This is a genomic window from Streptosporangium heterodermiicola (assembly GCF_051390675.1).
Classification (GTDB): Bacteria; Actinomycetota; Actinomycetes; order Streptosporangiales; family Streptosporangiaceae; genus Streptosporangium.
This window is the reverse complement of the sequence record NZ_JBPJSR010000006.1, coordinates 69,258-85,988: the sequence shown is the minus strand read 5'-3', so window position 1 is coordinate 85,988 and position 16,731 is coordinate 69,258. Positions and strand designations below refer to the sequence as shown.

Here is a 16,731-nt window from a genome sequence, read left to right as displayed (position 1 = left end):
GCTCTTCATCGGGTGGTGCGGGGTCGAGGTCCCGGGTCAGCGGCCTCACCGCGGCCCGGGACCGGCTGTAGGTCAGGCGTTCCGCAGGGCGTCGACGACGCCCCAGTTGCCGTCCTGCCTCCGGTTCTCGGCGCGGGCGATGTCCCTGAGCTCCGCCCTGGATGCGCCGTTCTTGATCTGCTTCGCCGCCCACTGGGTGGCTTCGTCGTGGTTGAGGGTGGAGAGCTTCGCCCTGTCGGCCCGGCTGATCCGGCTCATGTCGTGCTCCTTCGTGTCGTGGGAGCTGCTGCTCCGGGCGCCCCGCCCGCACCTGGTCGGGCGGGGACCCGCAACATCAGCTGCTGAGCGCGGGCGACTTGCTCTGCTTGACGAGGTCCTTGAACGCGGCGCCCGCCTTGAAGCGGGGTGCCTGCTTGGCCGGGACCTGGACGGGCTGCCCGGTGGCCGGGTTCTTCGCGGTGCGGGCCGCACGCTCGGCGGCGTCGAACACGCCGAACCCGGGGAGGGTGACCTTCTCGCCAGCGGCGACGGCGAGGGGGATGACGTCGAGGGCGGCGTCGAGGACCTTGGCGACGGTGGTCTTGGGGAGGTCGGCGTGCTCGGCGATGGCGGCGATCAGCTCGGTCTTGTTCACGGTGTTCTCCTTCGTTTCGTTCGGTGGTGGAGCTGGTGCTCCGGACGCGCGCCCAGCCTGGGTTGGGCGCGATCCGCAACATCAGGTCAGAAGCCTCGGCTGCGCCGGTACAGGGCGGCGCGTTCCTCGCCCCTGCGCTGCTCACGCAGGCCGTACTTGTCGCCTCCCTGGTTGGTGCGGCGGATTTTCTTCTGCTCCTGGTCGCGCTTCTCCTCGGGGCTTTTTTTGCTGAGCCAACCCATGTGGTCTCCTTCGTGGTGGTGTGGAGCTGCTGCTCCGGACGCCGTCCGGCGGGTGGGCCGGGCGGCACCCGCAACGTCAGCGCCTCAGGTCCCGGGCGTCTCGGCGCAAGCGGCCCGCCGCCCCGCGAGCGTCGGCTGCGGCCTTGCGGTCGTGCGCCGCCTGCCTGTGGTCGCCGGTCCGCTCGAACGCGGCGGCCAAGCGGTCGTGGTCGCGGGCGGCCTCGTCCTGCTCGTGCGCCATGTCCTCGAACCGGGACGCCTCCCGGCGTCCAAGGGCCTTCATTTCTCGCTTGCTCGGCCCGAACAGACCCATGTCGATCTCTCCTTCTCGCGGTGGTGCTGGAGCGGGTGCTCCTGCGTGCCCGCCTGGGACTCGCACCCAGGGGTCTGCTGGTCGGCTGGTGGGTCAACGATCGAAGCAGTGGCAGCCGGGCGGCTCTGCGCCGTCCTCCAGCTCGACCGTGTAGGGCGCCTCCTCCTTCCAGGCGTGGGACAGTCCCGCGTACGTGCCAGCCGTGTAGGCCATCCCGGATGCGAGGAGGGCCGCCACGGCAGCGGTCGCGCCCAGCTTCCAGGCCAGCAGCGTGAGCGGGACGAGCACCCATGCGAGGTAGCGGAGGTGCGCCCCGGTGTACGGAGTGGTCTTGGTGCGGGCAACGGTCCGGGCGGTGCGGATGACGGAAGCGAGGCTGGTCATCGCGTCGTCCTCCTGGGCGGCTGGGTGCGGGCGGGGTCGTCGTGCCGGGGGCGGGGTGCGGGCTTGGGGTCCGCCATGGCGGAGTCGAGCTGGTTGAGGGCGGTGAGGGTGGCGGCGAGCCGCTCGGCCGGCGTCACTGCTCGGCCTTGAGGGTGAGGAGGGCGGCGCGGGCTTCCCGCTCCCGGCGGAGCTTCGTGAGCTGGGCGGAGGTGTACGGCTGGCCACCGGTCCCGTTGGGGTCGGGGTGGTGGAGCTGGCTCTCCAGGTAGGCGCGGGCGGTGGCCGCGTCAGCGGCGTGGACGGTGCGGGGGCCGGACGGCGTGTCGAACGTGAAGCGGGCCATCACTTGCCTCCCTTCGGCGGCTTGCTGGTCTGGAGCGGCTGGCGGGCGTCCTGCGCGTTGGTGGCGCGGGTCGAGCCGTAGAGCGGTTTGGCCGGGGTGTGTGGCGGGAGGCTCATCGCGTGGCCGCCTTCCGCTCACGCTGGGTCTCGGCGTCGCGCAGGATGATCGCGCCGACCTCGGCCCGCAGCTGGTCGAGGTGGTCGATGGTGACGCCGAGCTGGCGGGCGATCTGCTGCTCGTCGAAGGTCATCGCTTGCCGCCTTTCGTGCAGGTCGGGCAGGTGCAGGCGCCGGTGATGACGCGGGTGTCGGGGCGGGCCATGGCCCGGGTGAGGGTGTCGATGGTGTCGGCGATCTGCGCGCTGGCCTGGATGATCTGCGCGGTTTTCATGCCGCCACCGCCGGACGGTTGCGGCGGGCGAGGATGTCGGCGGCCGTCTGGGCGAGTTCGGCGAGTTCGTCGGTGGTGAGGACGTTGCGGCTGGCGGTCATCCACCAGCTGACGTCGGCTCCGGCGAGTTCGATGAGGTCGCTGGCGGTGTTGATGGCGGACACGTATCCGGTGAGGAACCCGGCCTCGGCGTCGCTGAGGCCGGGGGTAAGGTGAAGCAGCACGGTTCTCCTCCTGTACGGCAGGTGTGGGGATCAGAGAGCCCGTTCGGTGGTGGCACACCGAACGGGCTCGTTCGTGTTCTGGGCGGCGAAGTCGGGCTCGGCGGCGTGGATCGCCTCGACGTAGGCCCGGTTGAAGACGAGCGTTCGTCCACCCGGGTTCCGGCGGCCCTTGAGCTTGCCCTCGCGGAACCAGACCCTGACCGTCTCGGGGTCGACGTCGAACAGTTCGGCGACCTCGGGGACTTTCATCGACAGCTTCTGGCGGGTGGCCGGGGCGGCGCTCACAAAACACCTCCAAATCGGACATAGGACTAGCGGGGACCAGGCGACCCAGGAAACTCCCCCTGGGGACCTGAAAGAACCATGCAACTCCCCAGGGGGAGTTGTCAAGTCGGTGAGCGGATGTTCACAGGGGCAATGTCGACTCCCCAAGGGGACTCGCCCTACGCTGGGGATCACGAAACCGAGACGCGGACCAGGAAAAGGGGTGAAACGTGGCAGAAGTGAGCGCCCGGCAGATCGCCGAAGATCTGCGGCGACGTATCGAAGCAGGGGAATTTCCGCCGGACGCGCGTCTGCCATCCGAGACCCAGCTCATGGCCCAGTACGGCACGAAAAGCAAAAACATCCTCAAGGACGCACGGAAGCTGCTGGAGGTCGCGGGCCTGATCGTCAGCAAGCACGGCCAGGGCGTCTTTGTCCGCAGGTTCAAGCGGTATCTCCGGAACGGCACGAAGCGGCATCTGAGCTCGCAGCGGCCAGCCGGGACCTCGCCGACGCAGGCCGAGACGGAATCCCAGGGCATCCAGCGGGGGCGCAACCTGCTGGCTGTTGAAACGCTTCCGGCTCCGGCCGACATCGCCGAACATCTGAGAGTGGAGGCGGGAACGCTGCTGGTCTGTCGACAGCACCTCATCACCCTCGATGGCGACCCGGCCCAGACAGCAGATTCGTTTTTCGTCGCCGACCAGGTGCAGGGGTCGCGGATCGCCCGCATGGAGGAGATCCCGAGTGTGCACGCGGAACTCGCCGCCGTCCTCGGTACGCCCCTGACGCATGCGCAGGAGGTGCTCGTGGCGCGCATGCCGACCCCGGCCGAAAAGGAGGCCCTCGCGCTGCTACCAGGGACACCAGTGGTCGAACTGACGCGGGTTATCCACGCCGGAGACCAGCCTGTCGAGGTGACGAAATTCCTGTTCGACGGCTCATGGCACCGGTTCGTCTACGACGTGCCGATGGACTGACCTTGGGCGACGGCGGGGTGACCTGCCGGTCTGGCGACAGGTAGCATGCGGACCGTATCTCCCCCTGGGGAGATACGGTCTCTGTATATGACTCGGGCCTGCCCGGTGCGTCAACACCGGAACAGGCCCTTGATCCACCCCTGTCGAAGCCAGGAGAGGACCCGATGGGCACGATACCGTCGCGCCTTCGCGCACGCATATTCACATACTCAAGCGCGGACACCTGATGACGGACGCATCGCCGCCCGCCGACGGCGCCGCGAGCAGGAGGGCTCCCACGCCCGGCCAGCTCTACACCGACGCCGTGTGGGAGTCGAAGCGCCTGGGTCCGAACGAGCGCCTCGTCTGCTTGTGCTACGCCGACCATGCCCACGACGCCGGACGGCCGGTAGACCGTGCGTGGGTCACCACGGCGCGCCTCATGGAGCGCACCGGCATGTCCAAAGGGGCGGTCATCCTGGCGCGGAACGGAGCCATCGACAAGGGATGGCTGGTCGACATCGGGGCGCGGCCTGGGCATAAGCAGATCCGCGTCTACCGGCTCCAGGCGCCCGACGAGTCCGCCGCATCATCCTCTTCGACCACGGGGCGCGGCCGGGACGGCAAGGGGCGGTTCATCACGAAACCGGTCCACGAGGTGGACTGGTCTGGCGGCGCCCCCGAATCAGCTCGCGGCGCGGACATGGATGCAACGTCGCAGGTAGACGGCGCTGACGGGCAAACCGGTCCACCAGAGGTACCGGTCCATGCCGTGGACACAAACCGGTCCATGACATGGACGGGAACCGGTCCACGGCGTGGACCCGACTCTCTTACTGAAGTCCTTCCTGACTCTCCTCCCGACGCGGGCGGTGGTGGCGGGGGTGTCGAGGAGAGAGAAGAGGATCATCAAGGACAGGATTCGGTTGAGGTGCCGAACGTCCCCGGAGTCCCGCCCGACTTGGCCGCGAAGGTCATGTGGGCCACGACTGCGACCGCCAGCGAGTTCGTTCGCATTGTCGCCGCCGCACGCCAAGCGGGTATCCGTACGCCGGGTCCTTGGCTGCTGAGCAACACCGGAGACGCCGACTTCCGCCAACGGCTGGCTGACCTGCGAGCTGGTGGAGGAGCCGCTACGCCGCCAGCCACACCGATCCCGCCGCCGCTCCATATCGTGCTCGCCCAGGCCCGCCGCCCAGTCGCCCCAGCCCCGCGTGACGAGGAGTTGACCGACCGGGAGAAAGCGATCGCCTACGCCCGCTCCCGGGTCGGAGCCAGCCCGGCGCGGCCCGGGGGGAGGTGACGCCCCTCGCCGAGGAGTAAACCTCCCGCTACCCCGGCATGCCGTTTCGGCGCACCCCCAGACGGACACCACCCCACCCCCTACCGTGACAGACGAAACAGAACGAAGGAGCTCAACGTAATGGCCGATATCAACCTCCGCCCCGGAGGAATCCCTCTCGATGACCCTCAAGTCGTCAAAGCGATGGAAGTTTATGACAGCCTCAAACCGCACGAGCAGCGGGAGATATTCAGGTCGGTTTACCGTGCGGCTACTGCTTTCAAGCGCAGTGGTGATATTGACCACATGGCACGGCTCGCGGAAAGTGTGAAAACAACGATCCTCCTCCACGGCGACCCAGCGACCCGGCAGGCGATCCTCGACGCGCAGACCGAGCCCAGCCCCGCCGAAGACCTGAGGGACGTCGCCGACCTGGTCAAGCGACTACGGGAGTAGCTATTGCGCAGGCTCCGGATTACTGAGAACACTGAGACAACAGTCGTGAAGTGGAAAGCCGGAGCCACACCGGAAGACCGGCGGCTCATCGAAAAACTTCTCGAAGCAATCGAAGACAAGTCGTCAATGAAAGGCGAATTCCGCTGGGAAGAAGACTCTGTCGATCCGACCATCACGGTGTTCAAGCCCCGCAAAGGGCTCCGCGTGTTGGTGCGGATGTGGACTGATGACCCGCCCAGCAACCCGGATCAATACGATGTGGTCGCGATCACCGAGGTCGAGGATTGAGTGAGGCCCCCACCGCACGGTGGGGGCCTTCGTGTTCGGCCAGCAACAGCCCGCCCCCGGGGGGGGTACCGTGGCCCCATGAGCGCTCAGCCCGTCGAAGACGACTCGCGCGACCCGCAAACCATCCTGCGGGGCCTGCCCGAGCGGGAACGCCCGGAGTTCCTGAGCCAGTACCGCCAGGCTCTCGAGGCGGCCCGCGACGACATGGCCTGCTACCGGGATCTGGGTCGGCTGCTGCACCAGTGGAGCCTCGTCGTGGTCGCCGCGAACCGGCCGGGCTACTACGAGGCGATCGAGGCGGCGAAGACCGGCCCTGGTGTGCCGCTGGGGGAGGCGCTCGCCGCCGAACTGGGCCGCCGGTGACGTTCCGCCCCGACCTGTCGGAGCGGGCACTCAGCCAACTCGGCGGGTTCCCCACCGGCGCGCTCGGCGCCCTGGCCGCCGTCATGGCCGACGTGTGCGAGAACCCGTACGACCCGCTGACCACGATGGGCACCGGCGACCCGCAGGTGCGGCGCGCGGACTTCGGCGGCGGGCGCGGGTTCGTGACGTTCCTGATCCTGGACTCGGTCGAGGTGGTGCGGGTGGTGGACATCATCTGGGTGGGATGACCGGCCACGGACGCGGCATCGCCGGGCGTATGCCTGAGAATGTGTACGCCCGGATCGACCAGCATTGCGACGCGATGCTCCGCGACCTGGCCGAGTTGAAGGCCGGCCAGGTCGAGATCCGTGACCTTCTCGCCCGCGTCGTCGCACGACTGGAAGGCGTCAACCCGTAGCAGCTCCACGAGAAGGGCCCCCGCCGCGCCGGCGGGGGCCCTTCCTGTGTTCAGCAACCCCACCACCCTCCGAGGTGGGGTCGCCACCCCGCTGGATCCCGGGTGACGCCGGGCACGCGCACGTCCAGCGGAAGCTTCAGAGGCGGGGGCGTCCGGTGAGCGTCTCCCGGTAGACGAGCAGCAGGAAATGCGTCCTCACCACGGCCGGGTCGATGCCCATCTCAGTGGCGAGTTGGAGCGCGGCCGGGGAGAGTTCGAAGCTGGCGACATCGCCACGGCTCATCGCCCGCCGGGCGGCAACCACCATCTCGTCGTACGCGGAGTGAGGGATCGGCTCCATGGGGTCAGCCTAAGCGAGGTAGCCCATGCTTGACCATGCGTAACCTTGCCTATCCGTGAGTGTCCGCGCTCACCCATGGTTCATACGGTCAGCATGTGATGATCGAGTGGCGGGAGAACGCGCCGAAGTGGGTCCAGGTGGCCGAGGTCCTCAAGCAGCGGATCGCCGACGGCACCTACCCGGTGGACGGCCGGCTCCCGTCGCAGCATGAGCTGGTGCGCGAGTTCGAGATCGTGCCGAACACCGCTCAGAAGGTCCTGACCAAGTTGCGCGAGCAGGGTGTCGCCTACTCGGTGCGCGGCATCGGCACGTTCGTCGCCCCGCCGTCGGCCGACGAGTAGCGTAAGCCGCGAAAGCCCCGACCTGGTTGCTCCGGGCCGGGGCTCTCGTACGTCTGACCGCCACGACGAACGCGCTCAAGGCGGAATGCCCTACTTCCTGCCCGGCGCGTGCCGCATCCGCACGTAATGCCAGGTCTGAGCGAAGAATCGCTTATACGACACCTTGATCACATCCCAAGTTGTGGCCCTAGGGCCACAACTCGAAGCGGCTCAGACTGCCCCTAGCCTTCATGATCGTGATCGATCAGTCCCCGCCCGAATCCGTCTACGAGCGGCTAGCAGCCCTCCTCCGAGACGCGATCGAGCGCGGCGAGTATGGTCCCGGGGAGAAGCTCCCCAGCGAGGGGCGCCTCGGCCAAATTCATGACGTCGGCCGCGACACCGTCAGGGACGCGCTGAACATCCTGCGCCACGAGGGCCTGGTGGTCACGCAGAGGGGCTCAGGGACACGCGTGCGCAGCGACCGGGAGGTGCAGGTCATGATGTTGCCGCCGGGCGGATACGTCACCTCACGCATGCCGACGCCCGAAGAGCGAGACCGTTGGAACCTTCCACCAGGGGTGCCGGTGTTCGTCGTTGAGCATCCTGGCGGGGAGCCGGAGGTGATTCCCGCGGACCGGGTCCGGCTTGCGGTTGCGCCGATCGCCGACCAGGACGCCGGCGAGGCCGCCAAGGGCTGATCGGGCGTCTTCATGAGCAGGGCCACCCCGGCAATACGCCTGTCGGGGTGGCCCGCCCGTGAGGGCCGCACCGCTGCCCGCGTCCCGCCTCGGTGGTGGACTGCAGCGGTGCGGCTGCCCTCCCTCGCCACGTGCAGCGATCACACGGAAACTCGAATAGTAGCCGTGTCGCTGCAGCATGTCATCACCTGAGCGTCTAGGCTCGTCGAACCGTTAACAGTCATACCCCAACCAGTAACGCCACCATCCGGTGGCGCCTACGGCATCGACGGAGCCGCCCACCGGGGTGCGCTCGCCTGCGAGGGGCCGACCGTCGCCGTGCTCGCCTGTGGCGCCGATGTCGCCTACCCCAGCGCGCACCAGCAGCTGTTCGCCGCGATCCGGGCGCGAGGGGTGCTGGTCAGCGAGTGTCCAATGGGGGCACACCCGACCCGGCCGAGGTTTCTCATCAGAAACCGCATCATCGCGGCCCTGTCCAGGGGCACCGTGGTCGTCGAGGCGGCCGTGCGCAGCGGGGCACTCAACACCGCCGGGCACGCGATCGCGCTCAACCGTCATCTGGCCGCGATGCCCGGCCCGGTGACCTCGGAGTTCTCGGCGGGGTGCCATCGGCTGATCCGCCAGGGCAGGGCCATCTGCGTCACCGGTCCCGAGGAGGTGATCGAACTCGTCGGCACGATGGGCACCGATCTGGCCCCCGAGCCACGTGGCCCGGTGCTTCCCCGCGACCGGCTCGACCCGGAGACCCGGAAGGTCGTCGAGGCCATGCCCACCCGGATCGGTGTGGGCCCCGCGACGATAGCCGTCGCGGCGGGCGTCAGCCTGGAGAGCGTGCTCTCCTGCCTCGGTGGTCTGGCGGCCGCGGGCTACGTCGAACGTGTCTCCCAGGGCTGGCGCCTCCGCCGAGACCGCCCTCCCGGTGGATAGCTCGTCTTCGGGTTGTAGGGAACTCCCGCCGGTTGAGCCCAGGAAGTTGATTCCAAGGATGGGAAACGGCCCAAGCCGAGGAGGCAGCCAAGGATTCGAAGCAGCTCAGGCCGAGAATTCAGCCGAAGACGCGGCCGAGAACGCAACCGGGAATGCCGAGAACGCAGCCGGGAATACGGCCAAGGACGCGGAGCGGCCCACGAAGTGGGCTCGCGATCAGGACGGGTGCACAGGGGTCGATCGGTTCACGGGGCAGAGTGAGCCATTCATTGAGCGGGTCGCGAGGACGGAGCGGACCACAGCGGGAGGAGGCGGACCTGGCCGTGGCCCAGGAGGAGCAGGGGATCGAGATAGGCGCGGTCGCGGAGCAGGCCCCAGTGCAGGCAGGCGACGGGACAGTGCCCGGGGACGTCCTGGAGGGTGCCGATCACCTCGCCGATGGCCACCGCCTGCCCGCGCCGCACCGAGGGCTGGACGGGCAGGTAGGTCGTCCGCAGGCCGCCGGGGTGGAGCACGGTCACCACGCTTCGATCAGCGAGCGGCCCGGCGTAACCGACCCTTCCCGCTCCCGCGGCGCGCACCTCGGCTCCGGGAGACGCGGAGAGGTCGGTGCCCCGGTGACCGGCCAGCCACGGCTGCGCCGGTGGCGCGAAGCCCCTGAGCACCCGTGGCCGCCCGGCGAGTGGCCATTCCCAGCGAGCGGAGGGAGCGAGTGCTTCGGTCGGATTCCGGTCAGGGGAGGGAGCGAGCGCTGCAGCCGGGTTCCGGTTCCGGTGAGCTTCTTTGGCCGGATTCCGTGGGGAGGAGGGGGCCGGTGCCTCGGCCGGACGCGTCGTCCTCACCGGGGCGTGCGCATCGGCGCGGGTGGACGTGGGGATGGTCGCGGGAGTCGTTACGCCGTGAGAGCCGTGAGAGCCGTGAGAGCCGTGAGAGTCGTGTGCGCGGCCGGTTGTGCCGGTGGGGTGCGCGAGGGCGGGCGCGTGACGGGCGCCCGCTGCCGCCGGTGTGGCCAGGATCAGTGAACACAACAGGGCTCGCAGCCCCACGGTGTGGGCGGTCTTCATGCCCGTGAGCATGAGGACTCGTGACGGGGCGGGTACGGGCCGAATGGAGTTCTGTGGATAAGCGGACAAGCGGCCGGGGTCATCCGGTGTGGGCTGGGGCGTCAGGGGTCTCGGGGACGGGGAGGGAGGAGTGGCGCAGGGGGGAGAGCCAGATCCATACGATCGTGGTCAGGACCCCGGCCGCCGAGATCCAGAACACCGGGCGCAGCCCGAGCAGCTCGCCCGCCAGGCCGCCCGCGAGACCGCCGAGGGTGAGGACGCCCTGGACCATGAACGACTGCGTGGCGTTGACCCGGCCGCGTAGCTCGGCGGGGGTCTCGCGCAGGGTGATGGCGCCCATGCAGACGGCGAAGGCCACGACGGCCACACCGGAGATCACCGCGCTGGCGGCGAGGAGGAGGAAGCTGCGCCACACCGGCCCCGAGGCGAGCGCGGCGACCACGAAGTCGACGGGGAAGAGCAGCGCCGAGCAGGCCAGCACCCGGTTCTCGCCGAACCGCCGGGTCAGGCGCGGGACGACGGCCGCGCCGAGCAGGCCGCCGACGCCGAAGCAGGCGGTGATGGCGCCGATCAGCCCCGCGGGCAGGCCGACCACGGTGAGCGCGTAGAGCACGAACAACGCCATGTAGACGCTGCCGAAGAAGTTGATCGTGACCCCGGCGGCGCAGAGCGCGCGGAGGACCGGGTGCCCGGCCACCGTGCCCAGACCCTCGCGGATCTCGGTCCACATGCCGCGCGGAGCGGCGGGTGTGTGGTTCTCCGGCGCCTCGATCGACCTGATCAGGAACGCCGAGGCCAGGAACGACAGCGCGTCGACCAGGATCGCGAACGGGGCCGTGATCAGCTGGACGAGCAGTCCGGCCAGGCCGGGTCCCGCGACCGTCGCCACGGCGAAGGCCGACTGGAAGCCCGCGAGCGCCTCGGTCCGCTGGCTCTCGTGGATCACCGTGGCCAGGTGCGGGAAGTTGACCGCCCGGAAGATCACCGAGCAGGTGCCGACGACGAACGCCACCGCGACCAGCCACGGCACGCCGAGCAGCCCGGTGATCCAGGCCGCCGGGATCGTGGCCATGGCGAGGGCCGAGACCGTGTCGCAGGCGACCATGACCGGCCGGTGCCGTCTCAGCCGGTCGGCGAGGGCCCCCGCCTGGAGTCCGATCAGCAGGTAGGGCAGCGAGGTCGCGGCGGTGAGCACGCCCATCTCGGTCGGGGAGGCGCCGAGCAGGACGGCGGCGGTCAGCGGTACCGCGAGCCGGGAGACCTCGGTGCCGGTCTCGGTGACGGCGCGGGCGGAGAGCAGGAACCGGTAGTCACGCTGCCTCCTGAGAGGCACCGGCTTGATCGCGGGGGACCCGGGAGTCATAGGGATCGGTACCTTTCCGGCTTCCGGCGATTCTGAAGGGAACGCTTCACAACTATGAAGATAACCCTTCACAGTTATGAAGGCAATGCTTCATATGTGGAGTGGGTACGGTCTGCACATGACCGAGGTACCGAGGCGCAAGGCCCTCACCGATCCCACGGCGATGCGCGCGCTGGCGCACCCGGCGCGGCTCGCGATCCTGAACCGGCTCCAGGCCGAGGGGCCCTGCACCGCGACCGAGGTCGCCGAGGTCGTCGGGGTCACGCCCAGCGCGGCCAGCTACCACCTGCGCATGCTCGCCAAGTACGGCTTCGTCGAGGACGCGCCCGTACGCGGTGACGGCCGCGGTGACGGCAGGGAGCGGGTGTGGCGCTCCAGCTCTGGGGGTATCAGCGTCAGCCCCGATCCCGACGACGGCCCGGACGTGCGCGGCGCCAAGGAATTCCTGATCAAGGCGTTCCGGGAACAGGCGGCGGACGAGGCGAACAGGGCGCTGGAGAGCCTTGAGCGGGAGTCACGCGAGTGGCGCGAGGCCGCGATGTTCAACCGCGCCATCCTGCTGGTCGACGCCGAGGAGCTGAGGGCGCTGAACGAGCGGATCGACGAGCTGCTCGCCCCCTACAAGACCACCGTGAGGGACCGGGAGGACGCCCCGCCCGGGGCCCGGGTCTCCGAGGCCCAGGTCAGTCTCTTCCCCCGTGCCCGGCGCCGGCCGCACGGCCTTCCACGCGACGTGTAAGGGCCGCCTGACGCCCGAAGGTCGGGAAGAGGCGCGGTTGCGGGTACACTTTTGGAGGCCTGTGAGTCATGGGCCGACTTCGCATGCCCCGTCAAGAACCGGGGTCCCTCGGTCCGGGCGAGAGCCCGGCTGGATCCTGTTCGGGGCATCAGGGCGACAGCCGCAGGCTGTCGCGTCCAACCGAGAACAGCGCCCTGAGACGGGCGCCCCGATCTGGAGGACAATCAATGTCCACCCCCGTCGTCACCATGCGACAGCTGCTGGAAAGCGGCGTGCACTTCGGCCACCAGACCCGTCGCTGGAACCCGAAGATGAAGCGCTTCATCTTCACCGAGCGCAACGGCATCTACATCATCGACCTCCAGAAGTCGCTGGCCTTCATCGACAGGGCCTACGACTTCGTCAAGGAGACCGTCGCGCACGGCGGCACGATCATGTTCATCGGCACGAAGAAGCAGGCCCAGGAGGCCATCGCCGAGCAGGCCGCGCGCGTCGGCATGCCGTACGTCAACCAGCGCTGGCTGGGTGGCATGCTCACCAACTTCTCCACCGTGCACAAGAGGCTCCAGCGCCTGAAGGAGCTGGAGGAGCTCGACTTCGACAACGTGGCCGCCTCGGGGCTCACGAAGAAGGAGCTCCTCATGCGCCGCCGCGAGAAGGAGAAGCTTGAGCGCACCCTCGGCGGCATCCGCGACATGTCCCGGATTCCCAGCGCCGTGTGGGTCGTCGACACCAAGAAGGAGCACATCGGGATCAGCGAGGCCCGCAAGCTTCACATCCCGGTGGTCGCCATCCTCGACACCAACTGCGACCCCGACGAGGTCGACTACCCGATCCCGGGTAACGACGACGCCATCCGCGCCGTCGGCCTGCTGACCCGCGTCGTCGCCGACGCCGTCGCCGCCGGTCTCATGGCCCGCGCCGGCGCCAACCGCGGCGACGACAAGCCGGCCGTCGCCGGTGGCGCCGAGCCGCTGGCCGAGTGGGAGCAGGAGCTGCTCGCGGGCAGCGCCGACAGCGCCCCGGCCGCCGAGGCGACCGAGGCCGAGGCCGCGGAGGCCCCCGCCGAGGCGACCGAGGCCGAGGTCACGGAGACCGAGACCGCCGAGGCTCCGGCCGAGGCGGCGGACGCTCCCGCCGAGGACGAGTCCGCCGAGAAGACCGAGAAGCAGGCCTAGGTCACTTCCGTACGGCCCCGGCCGTACGACCCGCAAGACCCTTCCGGGTGGGTGCCGCTCAGACGGGGGCACCCACCCGATCCACGACGATTCCCACGAGGAAAAGACAATGGCTTCCGTGAACATGGCCGACGTCAAGCGGCTTCGTGAGCTGACCGCCGCCGGCATGATGGACTGCAAGAAGGCTCTCGAGTCCTCCGAGGGCGACTTCGACCGCGCGGTCGAGATCCTCCGCCTCAAGGGCGCCAAGGACGTCGGCAAGCGTGAGGCCCGTACCGCCTCCAACGGCCTGGTCGCCCTGAAGCAGGAGGGCGACTCCGCCGCCGCGCTGCTGGAGCTCAACTGCGAGACCGACTTCGTCGCCAAGGGCGAGCGTTTCCAGGAGCTCGCGGGCCAGGTGGTCGACCACATCCTGGCCACCAAGCCGTCCGACGTGCCCTCGCTGCTCGACTCCGAGCTCGCCGGCAAGACCGTCAAGGCGCACCTCGACGAGGCCAACGCCGCGCTCGGCGAGAAGATCGAGATCCGCAGGTTCGCGGTGCTCGAAGGCGGCTTCATCGGCGCCTACATGCACAAGACCGACCCCCAGCTCCCCCCGGCGGTCGGCGTGCTCGTGCAGCTCGACTCCCCGAACGCCGACGTCGCCAAGGACATCGCGCAGCACGCCGCCGCGATGGCCCCGAAGTACCTCAGCCCCGCCGAGGTCCCGGCCGACGTCGTCGAGAAGGAGCGCGCGCTCTTCGAGGAGATGACCCGCGAGGAGGGCAAGCCCGAGGCCGCCATCGGCAAGATCGTCGATGGCCGGATCAACGGCTGGTACAAGGACTTCACCCTCCTTGAGCAGTCCTTCGTCAAGGACAACAAGAAGTCGGTCGCGAAGTTCGCGGGCGAGAATGGTGTCAAGGTCCAGGCCTTCGTCCGCTTCAAGGTCGGCCAGGCCTAATCCCTGACATCCGCTCTTCAAGCAGAGCCCCAAACGAGGAGGCCGCCGCCGTGCAGGAGAATCCAGGACCCGCTACGCCGGCGGTTTCTTCGTACTCGGACCCGCTCCGCTGGAAGCGGGTGATGTTGAAGCTGTCCGGGGAGGCGTTCGCCGGCGGGGAGCCGCTGGGCATCGACCCGGGCGTCGTCGGCCACCTCGCCGACTCGATCGCCGAGGCCGTACGCGGTGGCGTGCAGGTGTCGGTCGTCGTGGGCGGCGGCAACATGTTCCGGGGCGCCGCCCTGTCCGAGCGCGGCATGGACCGCGCGAGGGCCGACTACATGGGCATGCTCGGCACGGTCATCAACTGCCTCGCCCTCCAGGACTTCCTGGAGAAGCGGGGCATCGACACCCGGGTCCAGACGGCGATCACCATGCAGCAGGTCGCCGAGCCGTTCCTGCCCCGCCGTGCCATCCGCCACCTGGAGAAGGGCCGTGTGGTCATCTTCGGGGCGGGGCTGGGCTCGCCGTTCTTCTCCACCGACACCTGCGCCGCGCAGCGAGCGCTGGAGATCGGTGCCGAGGCGCTGCTCAAGGGCACCCAGGTGGACGGCGTCTACGACGCCGACCCCCGTAAGAACCCCGACGCCGTCAGGTTCGACCATCTCGAATATGGTGAGGTGCTGACCCGGGGCCTCGGAGTCATGGACGCCACCGCCATCAGCCTGTGCATGGACAACAGCCTGCCCATCGTGGTCTTCGACCTCATGGGCGAGGGCAACATCCTGCGGGCCGTACGCGGTGAGAAGATCGGCACGCTGGTGAGCCCGGCACGGTGACGGAGCCGGTACGGTAACCGATCCGGCACGGCGACCAGGGCCGGTACGGAAACGGGAGCGAGCCCGACACAGCGAGTGGAGTGGTACGCGAGGTAGGAGCGTCCCGCGAAGCGCGTGAGGAGTGGTGAGCGACCAGAGGACAGGATGCGAACCTGACGTAACGAGCCGAGCGGTACGCGACCGTGGCGGTCCCGGGTGGACCTCCGGCGTGATGACGTCCCGCGAAGTGCGTGAGGATGGGGAGTGACCGAGAAGACAGGGAGCCGCTGTGATCGACGATACCCTCCTCGAAGCCGAGGAAAAGATGGACAAGGCCGTGTCGGTGGCGAAGGACGACTTCGCGGGCATCCGCACAGGTCGTGTCACCCCGTCGATGTTCAACAAGATCAGCGCTGAGTACTACGGGACACCCACCCCCATTCAGCAACTCGCCTCGTTCCACGTGCCCGAGGCGCGCATGGTCATCATCCAGCCTTTCGACAAGAGCTCGATGGCCGCGATCGAGAAGGCGATCCGCAACTCCGACCTCGGTGTGAACCCCGGTAACGACGGAGCGGTGATCCGGGTGGCCTTCCCCGAGCTGTCGGAGGAGCGCCGCAAGGAGTACATCAAGGTCGCCCGGAACAAGGCGGAGCAGTCGAAGGTCTCCATCCGCAACATCCGTCGCAACGCCAAGGAGACCTTGGACAAGCTGATCAAGGATGGCGAGGCCGGTGAGGACGAGGTGCGCCGGGCGGAGAAGGAGCTCGACGACCTCACCCAGAAGCACGTCGCCAAGATCGACGAGCTGCTCAAGCACAAGGAATCCGAGCTGCTAGAGGTCTGAACCACGATCCTTGTCCCGTACGGGCCGTGCGAGCCGTCGTCGTCCGTACGGGACAAGGATTTTGTGCAGGTATGAAAGTAGGACCCCCTGTGGAACCCGTGGCGGGCAGTAGCCGTACCGGCCGGAACCTCCCCGTCGCCGTGGCGGTGGGGCTCGCCCTGGCGGCGGTCATCATCGCCTCCCTCTATTTCGTGAAGGTGCTCTTCCTCGCCGTGGTGATCGCGGCGGTGGGCATCGGCGTGACGGAGCTGGTCCGGTCGTTCGAGGCCAGAGGCATCACCGTCCCCCTGGTCCCGGCCCTGGCGGGCATGACCGCCATGCTGGTCGGCGCCTACTGGGGCGGTGAGGTCACCGGCTCCGCCTGGGGCGGGACCGCCTGGCTGGTCGGCGTCTTCGCGATGACCGTGCTCGTGCTGATGATCTGGCGGATGTTCCAGGGCACCGAGGACTACGTCCGCGACATCACCGCGACCATCCTGGTCGTCGTCTACCCCTCCCTGCTCGCCGGGTTCGTGGCGCTGCTGCTCGCCAACCCCGACCAGGGCCCGGACCGGGTGGTCGTCTTCATCGCCACCACCGCCGCGAGCGACATCGGCGGATATTTCGCCGGGATCTCCCTCGGCAGGCACAAGATGGCCCCGGTGATCAGCCCGAAGAAGACCTGGGAGGGCTTCGCCGGGTCGGCGCTGGCCTGCATGGCGGTGGGCGGCTGGCTGGTGGCGTGGCTGCTGGAGGACGACATCTGGAAGGGCGTCCTCATCGGCGCGGTCGTGGTGGTCTTCGCCACGCTCGGCGACCTGGTCGAGTCGGTGATCAAACGCGACCTCGGCGTCAAGGACATGGGCAGCGTGCTTCCCGGCCACGGCGGCATGATGGACCGCCTCGACTCCATGGTGGCCGCGCTGATCCCGGTCTGGGTGCTGCTCACCCTGCTGGTCTGACCACCCTGCTC

30 protein-coding genes are annotated in these 16,731 nt (G+C 68.8%); 16 read left to right on the top strand and 14 right to left on the bottom strand.

The window, feature by feature from the left end:
• Positions 1-72: 72 nt before the first annotated feature.
• The 11 genes from ACSC1Q_RS14935 to ACSC1Q_RS14885 all read right to left on the bottom strand — a co-directional run bounded on the left by ACSC1Q_RS14935 (position 73) and on the right by ACSC1Q_RS14885 (position 2,815).
• Positions 73-258: a hypothetical protein gene (locus tag ACSC1Q_RS14935; protein ID WP_436759297.1), complete on the bottom strand. Its 186-nt coding sequence runs from the start codon at positions 256-258 to the stop codon at positions 73-75.
• Between the two features lie 76 nt (positions 259-334).
• Entirely contained in the window at positions 335-634 is a 300-nt protein-coding gene (locus ACSC1Q_RS14930; protein WP_436759296.1) for an HU family DNA-binding protein, read from the bottom strand.
• A gap of 86 nt (positions 635-720) precedes the next feature.
• A complete protein-coding gene (locus ACSC1Q_RS14925) occupies positions 721-876 on the bottom strand; it encodes a hypothetical protein (RefSeq protein WP_436759295.1) in 156 nt (51 codons plus the stop codon).
• Positions 877-952: 76 nt separating this feature from the next.
• The gene (locus ACSC1Q_RS14920) at positions 953-1,159 is read right to left on the bottom strand and encodes a hypothetical protein (protein ID WP_436759294.1); all 207 of its coding nucleotides are present in this window, start codon (positions 1,157-1,159) and stop codon (positions 953-955) included.
• Between the two features lie 123 nt (positions 1,160-1,282).
• Positions 1,283-1,573 (bottom strand): hypothetical protein, encoded by a 291-nt coding sequence (locus ACSC1Q_RS14915; protein WP_436759293.1) that lies wholly within the window; start codon positions 1,571-1,573, stop codon positions 1,283-1,285.
• Positions 1,570-1,710 carry a hypothetical protein gene (locus ACSC1Q_RS14910; RefSeq protein ID WP_436759292.1) on the bottom strand — a complete coding sequence of 47 codons (141 nt, stop codon included), beginning with the start codon at positions 1,708-1,710 and terminating at the stop codon, positions 1,570-1,572. Before ACSC1Q_RS14910 ends, ACSC1Q_RS14915 begins: the two co-directional genes overlap by 4 nt.
• A complete protein-coding gene (locus ACSC1Q_RS14905; RefSeq protein ID WP_436759291.1) occupies positions 1,707-1,916 on the bottom strand; it encodes a hypothetical protein in 210 nt (69 codons plus the stop codon). The genes ACSC1Q_RS14910 and ACSC1Q_RS14905 overlap by 4 nt, the downstream gene beginning before the upstream one ends.
• Positions 1,917-2,028: 112 nt before the next feature.
• Positions 2,029-2,166, bottom strand: coding sequence for a hypothetical protein (locus ACSC1Q_RS14900; protein WP_436759290.1), 138 nt, complete (start codon positions 2,164-2,166; stop codon positions 2,029-2,031).
• Positions 2,163-2,306, bottom strand: a complete 144-nt coding sequence (locus ACSC1Q_RS14895; RefSeq protein WP_436759289.1) for a hypothetical protein — start codon at positions 2,304-2,306, stop codon at positions 2,163-2,165. Before ACSC1Q_RS14895 ends, ACSC1Q_RS14900 begins: the two co-directional genes overlap by 4 nt.
• Positions 2,303-2,530, bottom strand: a complete 228-nt coding sequence (locus tag ACSC1Q_RS14890; protein ID WP_436759288.1) for a hypothetical protein — start codon at positions 2,528-2,530, stop codon at positions 2,303-2,305. Before ACSC1Q_RS14890 ends, ACSC1Q_RS14895 begins: the two co-directional genes overlap by 4 nt.
• Positions 2,531-2,560: 30 nt before the next feature.
• On the bottom strand, positions 2,561-2,815 hold the full coding sequence (locus ACSC1Q_RS14885) for a helix-turn-helix domain-containing protein (protein ID WP_436759287.1): 255 nt from the start codon (positions 2,813-2,815) through the stop codon (positions 2,561-2,563).
• 209 nt (positions 2,816-3,024) lie between these two features.
• On the opposite strand from ACSC1Q_RS14885, the gene ACSC1Q_RS14880 reads away from it, so the two are divergent.
• The 7 genes from ACSC1Q_RS14880 (at position 3,025) to ACSC1Q_RS14850 (ending at position 6,560) form a co-directional block, all read left to right on the top strand.
• Positions 3,025-3,774 carry a GntR family transcriptional regulator gene (locus ACSC1Q_RS14880; protein ID WP_436759286.1) on the top strand — a complete coding sequence of 250 codons (750 nt, stop codon included), beginning with the start codon at positions 3,025-3,027 and terminating at the stop codon, positions 3,772-3,774.
• Between the two features lie 226 nt (positions 3,775-4,000).
• Positions 4,001-5,056 carry a helix-turn-helix domain-containing protein gene (locus ACSC1Q_RS14875; RefSeq protein ID WP_436759285.1) on the top strand — a complete coding sequence of 352 codons (1,056 nt, stop codon included), beginning with the start codon at positions 4,001-4,003 and terminating at the stop codon, positions 5,054-5,056.
• A gap of 120 nt (positions 5,057-5,176) precedes the next feature.
• Entirely contained in the window at positions 5,177-5,491 is a 315-nt protein-coding gene (locus tag ACSC1Q_RS14870; protein WP_436759284.1) for a hypothetical protein, read from the top strand.
• A gap of 45 nt (positions 5,492-5,536) precedes the next feature.
• Complete coding sequence (locus tag ACSC1Q_RS14865; protein ID WP_436759283.1) at positions 5,537-5,779, top strand: hypothetical protein; 243 nt, start codon at positions 5,537-5,539, stop codon at positions 5,777-5,779.
• A gap of 78 nt (positions 5,780-5,857) precedes the next feature.
• On the top strand, positions 5,858-6,142 hold the full coding sequence (locus ACSC1Q_RS14860; RefSeq protein ID WP_436759282.1) for a DUF6247 family protein: 285 nt from the start codon (positions 5,858-5,860) through the stop codon (positions 6,140-6,142).
• Positions 6,139-6,390 (top strand): hypothetical protein, encoded by a 252-nt coding sequence (locus ACSC1Q_RS14855; RefSeq protein WP_436759281.1) that lies wholly within the window; start codon positions 6,139-6,141, stop codon positions 6,388-6,390. The genes ACSC1Q_RS14860 and ACSC1Q_RS14855 overlap by 4 nt, the downstream gene beginning before the upstream one ends.
• Positions 6,391-6,419: 29 nt before the next feature.
• Positions 6,420-6,560 (top strand): hypothetical protein, encoded by a 141-nt coding sequence (locus ACSC1Q_RS14850; protein ID WP_436759280.1) that lies wholly within the window; start codon positions 6,420-6,422, stop codon positions 6,558-6,560.
• A 136-nt stretch (positions 6,561-6,696) separates the two neighbouring features.
• Here the strand turns inward: ACSC1Q_RS14850 and ACSC1Q_RS14845 are convergent, their stop codons facing one another.
• The gene (locus tag ACSC1Q_RS14845; protein WP_436759279.1) at positions 6,697-6,900 is read right to left on the bottom strand and encodes a hypothetical protein; all 204 of its coding nucleotides are present in this window, start codon (positions 6,898-6,900) and stop codon (positions 6,697-6,699) included.
• A 98-nt stretch (positions 6,901-6,998) separates the two neighbouring features.
• Between ACSC1Q_RS14845 and ACSC1Q_RS14840 the strand changes: the two genes are divergently transcribed.
• The 3 genes from ACSC1Q_RS14840 (at position 6,999) to ACSC1Q_RS14830 (ending at position 8,848) form a co-directional block, all read left to right on the top strand.
• A complete protein-coding gene (locus ACSC1Q_RS14840; protein WP_436759608.1) occupies positions 6,999-7,241 on the top strand; it encodes a GntR family transcriptional regulator in 243 nt (80 codons plus the stop codon).
• Between the two features lie 230 nt (positions 7,242-7,471).
• Entirely contained in the window at positions 7,472-7,921 is a 450-nt protein-coding gene (locus tag ACSC1Q_RS14835) for a GntR family transcriptional regulator (RefSeq protein WP_436759278.1), read from the top strand.
• A 222-nt stretch (positions 7,922-8,143) separates the two neighbouring features.
• Positions 8,144-8,848: a DNA-processing protein DprA gene (locus ACSC1Q_RS14830; protein ID WP_436759607.1), complete on the top strand. Its 705-nt coding sequence runs from the start codon at positions 8,144-8,146 to the stop codon at positions 8,846-8,848.
• A gap of 266 nt (positions 8,849-9,114) precedes the next feature.
• Here ACSC1Q_RS14830 and ACSC1Q_RS14825 read toward each other — a convergent pair whose 3' ends face one another.
• Positions 9,115-9,513, bottom strand: a complete 399-nt coding sequence (locus ACSC1Q_RS14825) for a murein hydrolase activator EnvC family protein (protein WP_436759277.1) — start codon at positions 9,511-9,513, stop codon at positions 9,115-9,117.
• A gap of 478 nt (positions 9,514-9,991) precedes the next feature.
• A complete protein-coding gene (locus ACSC1Q_RS14820; RefSeq protein WP_436759276.1) occupies positions 9,992-11,275 on the bottom strand; it encodes an MFS transporter in 1,284 nt (427 codons plus the stop codon).
• A 118-nt stretch (positions 11,276-11,393) separates the two neighbouring features.
• On the opposite strand from ACSC1Q_RS14820, the gene ACSC1Q_RS14815 reads away from it, so the two are divergent.
• The 6 genes from ACSC1Q_RS14815 (at position 11,394) to ACSC1Q_RS14790 (ending at position 16,720) form a co-directional block, all read left to right on the top strand.
• Entirely contained in the window at positions 11,394-12,014 is a 621-nt protein-coding gene (locus tag ACSC1Q_RS14815) for an ArsR/SmtB family transcription factor (protein ID WP_436759275.1), read from the top strand.
• 227 nt (positions 12,015-12,241) lie between these two features.
• On the top strand, positions 12,242-13,192 hold the full coding sequence (gene rpsB, locus ACSC1Q_RS14810; RefSeq protein ID WP_436759274.1) for a 30S ribosomal protein S2: 951 nt from the start codon (positions 12,242-12,244) through the stop codon (positions 13,190-13,192).
• 109 nt (positions 13,193-13,301) lie between these two features.
• On the top strand, positions 13,302-14,135 hold the full coding sequence (gene tsf, locus ACSC1Q_RS14805; RefSeq protein ID WP_436759273.1) for a translation elongation factor Ts: 834 nt from the start codon (positions 13,302-13,304) through the stop codon (positions 14,133-14,135).
• A gap of 50 nt (positions 14,136-14,185) precedes the next feature.
• Positions 14,186-14,953 carry a UMP kinase gene (pyrH, locus tag ACSC1Q_RS14800; protein WP_386160956.1) on the top strand — a complete coding sequence of 256 codons (768 nt, stop codon included), beginning with the start codon at positions 14,186-14,188 and terminating at the stop codon, positions 14,951-14,953.
• A gap of 268 nt (positions 14,954-15,221) precedes the next feature.
• Positions 15,222-15,779 (top strand): ribosome recycling factor, encoded by a 558-nt coding sequence (gene frr, locus ACSC1Q_RS14795; protein WP_436759272.1) that lies wholly within the window; start codon positions 15,222-15,224, stop codon positions 15,777-15,779.
• A gap of 71 nt (positions 15,780-15,850) precedes the next feature.
• Entirely contained in the window at positions 15,851-16,720 is an 870-nt protein-coding gene (locus ACSC1Q_RS14790) for a phosphatidate cytidylyltransferase (protein ID WP_436759271.1), read from the top strand.
• Positions 16,721-16,731: the final 11 nt, after the last annotated feature.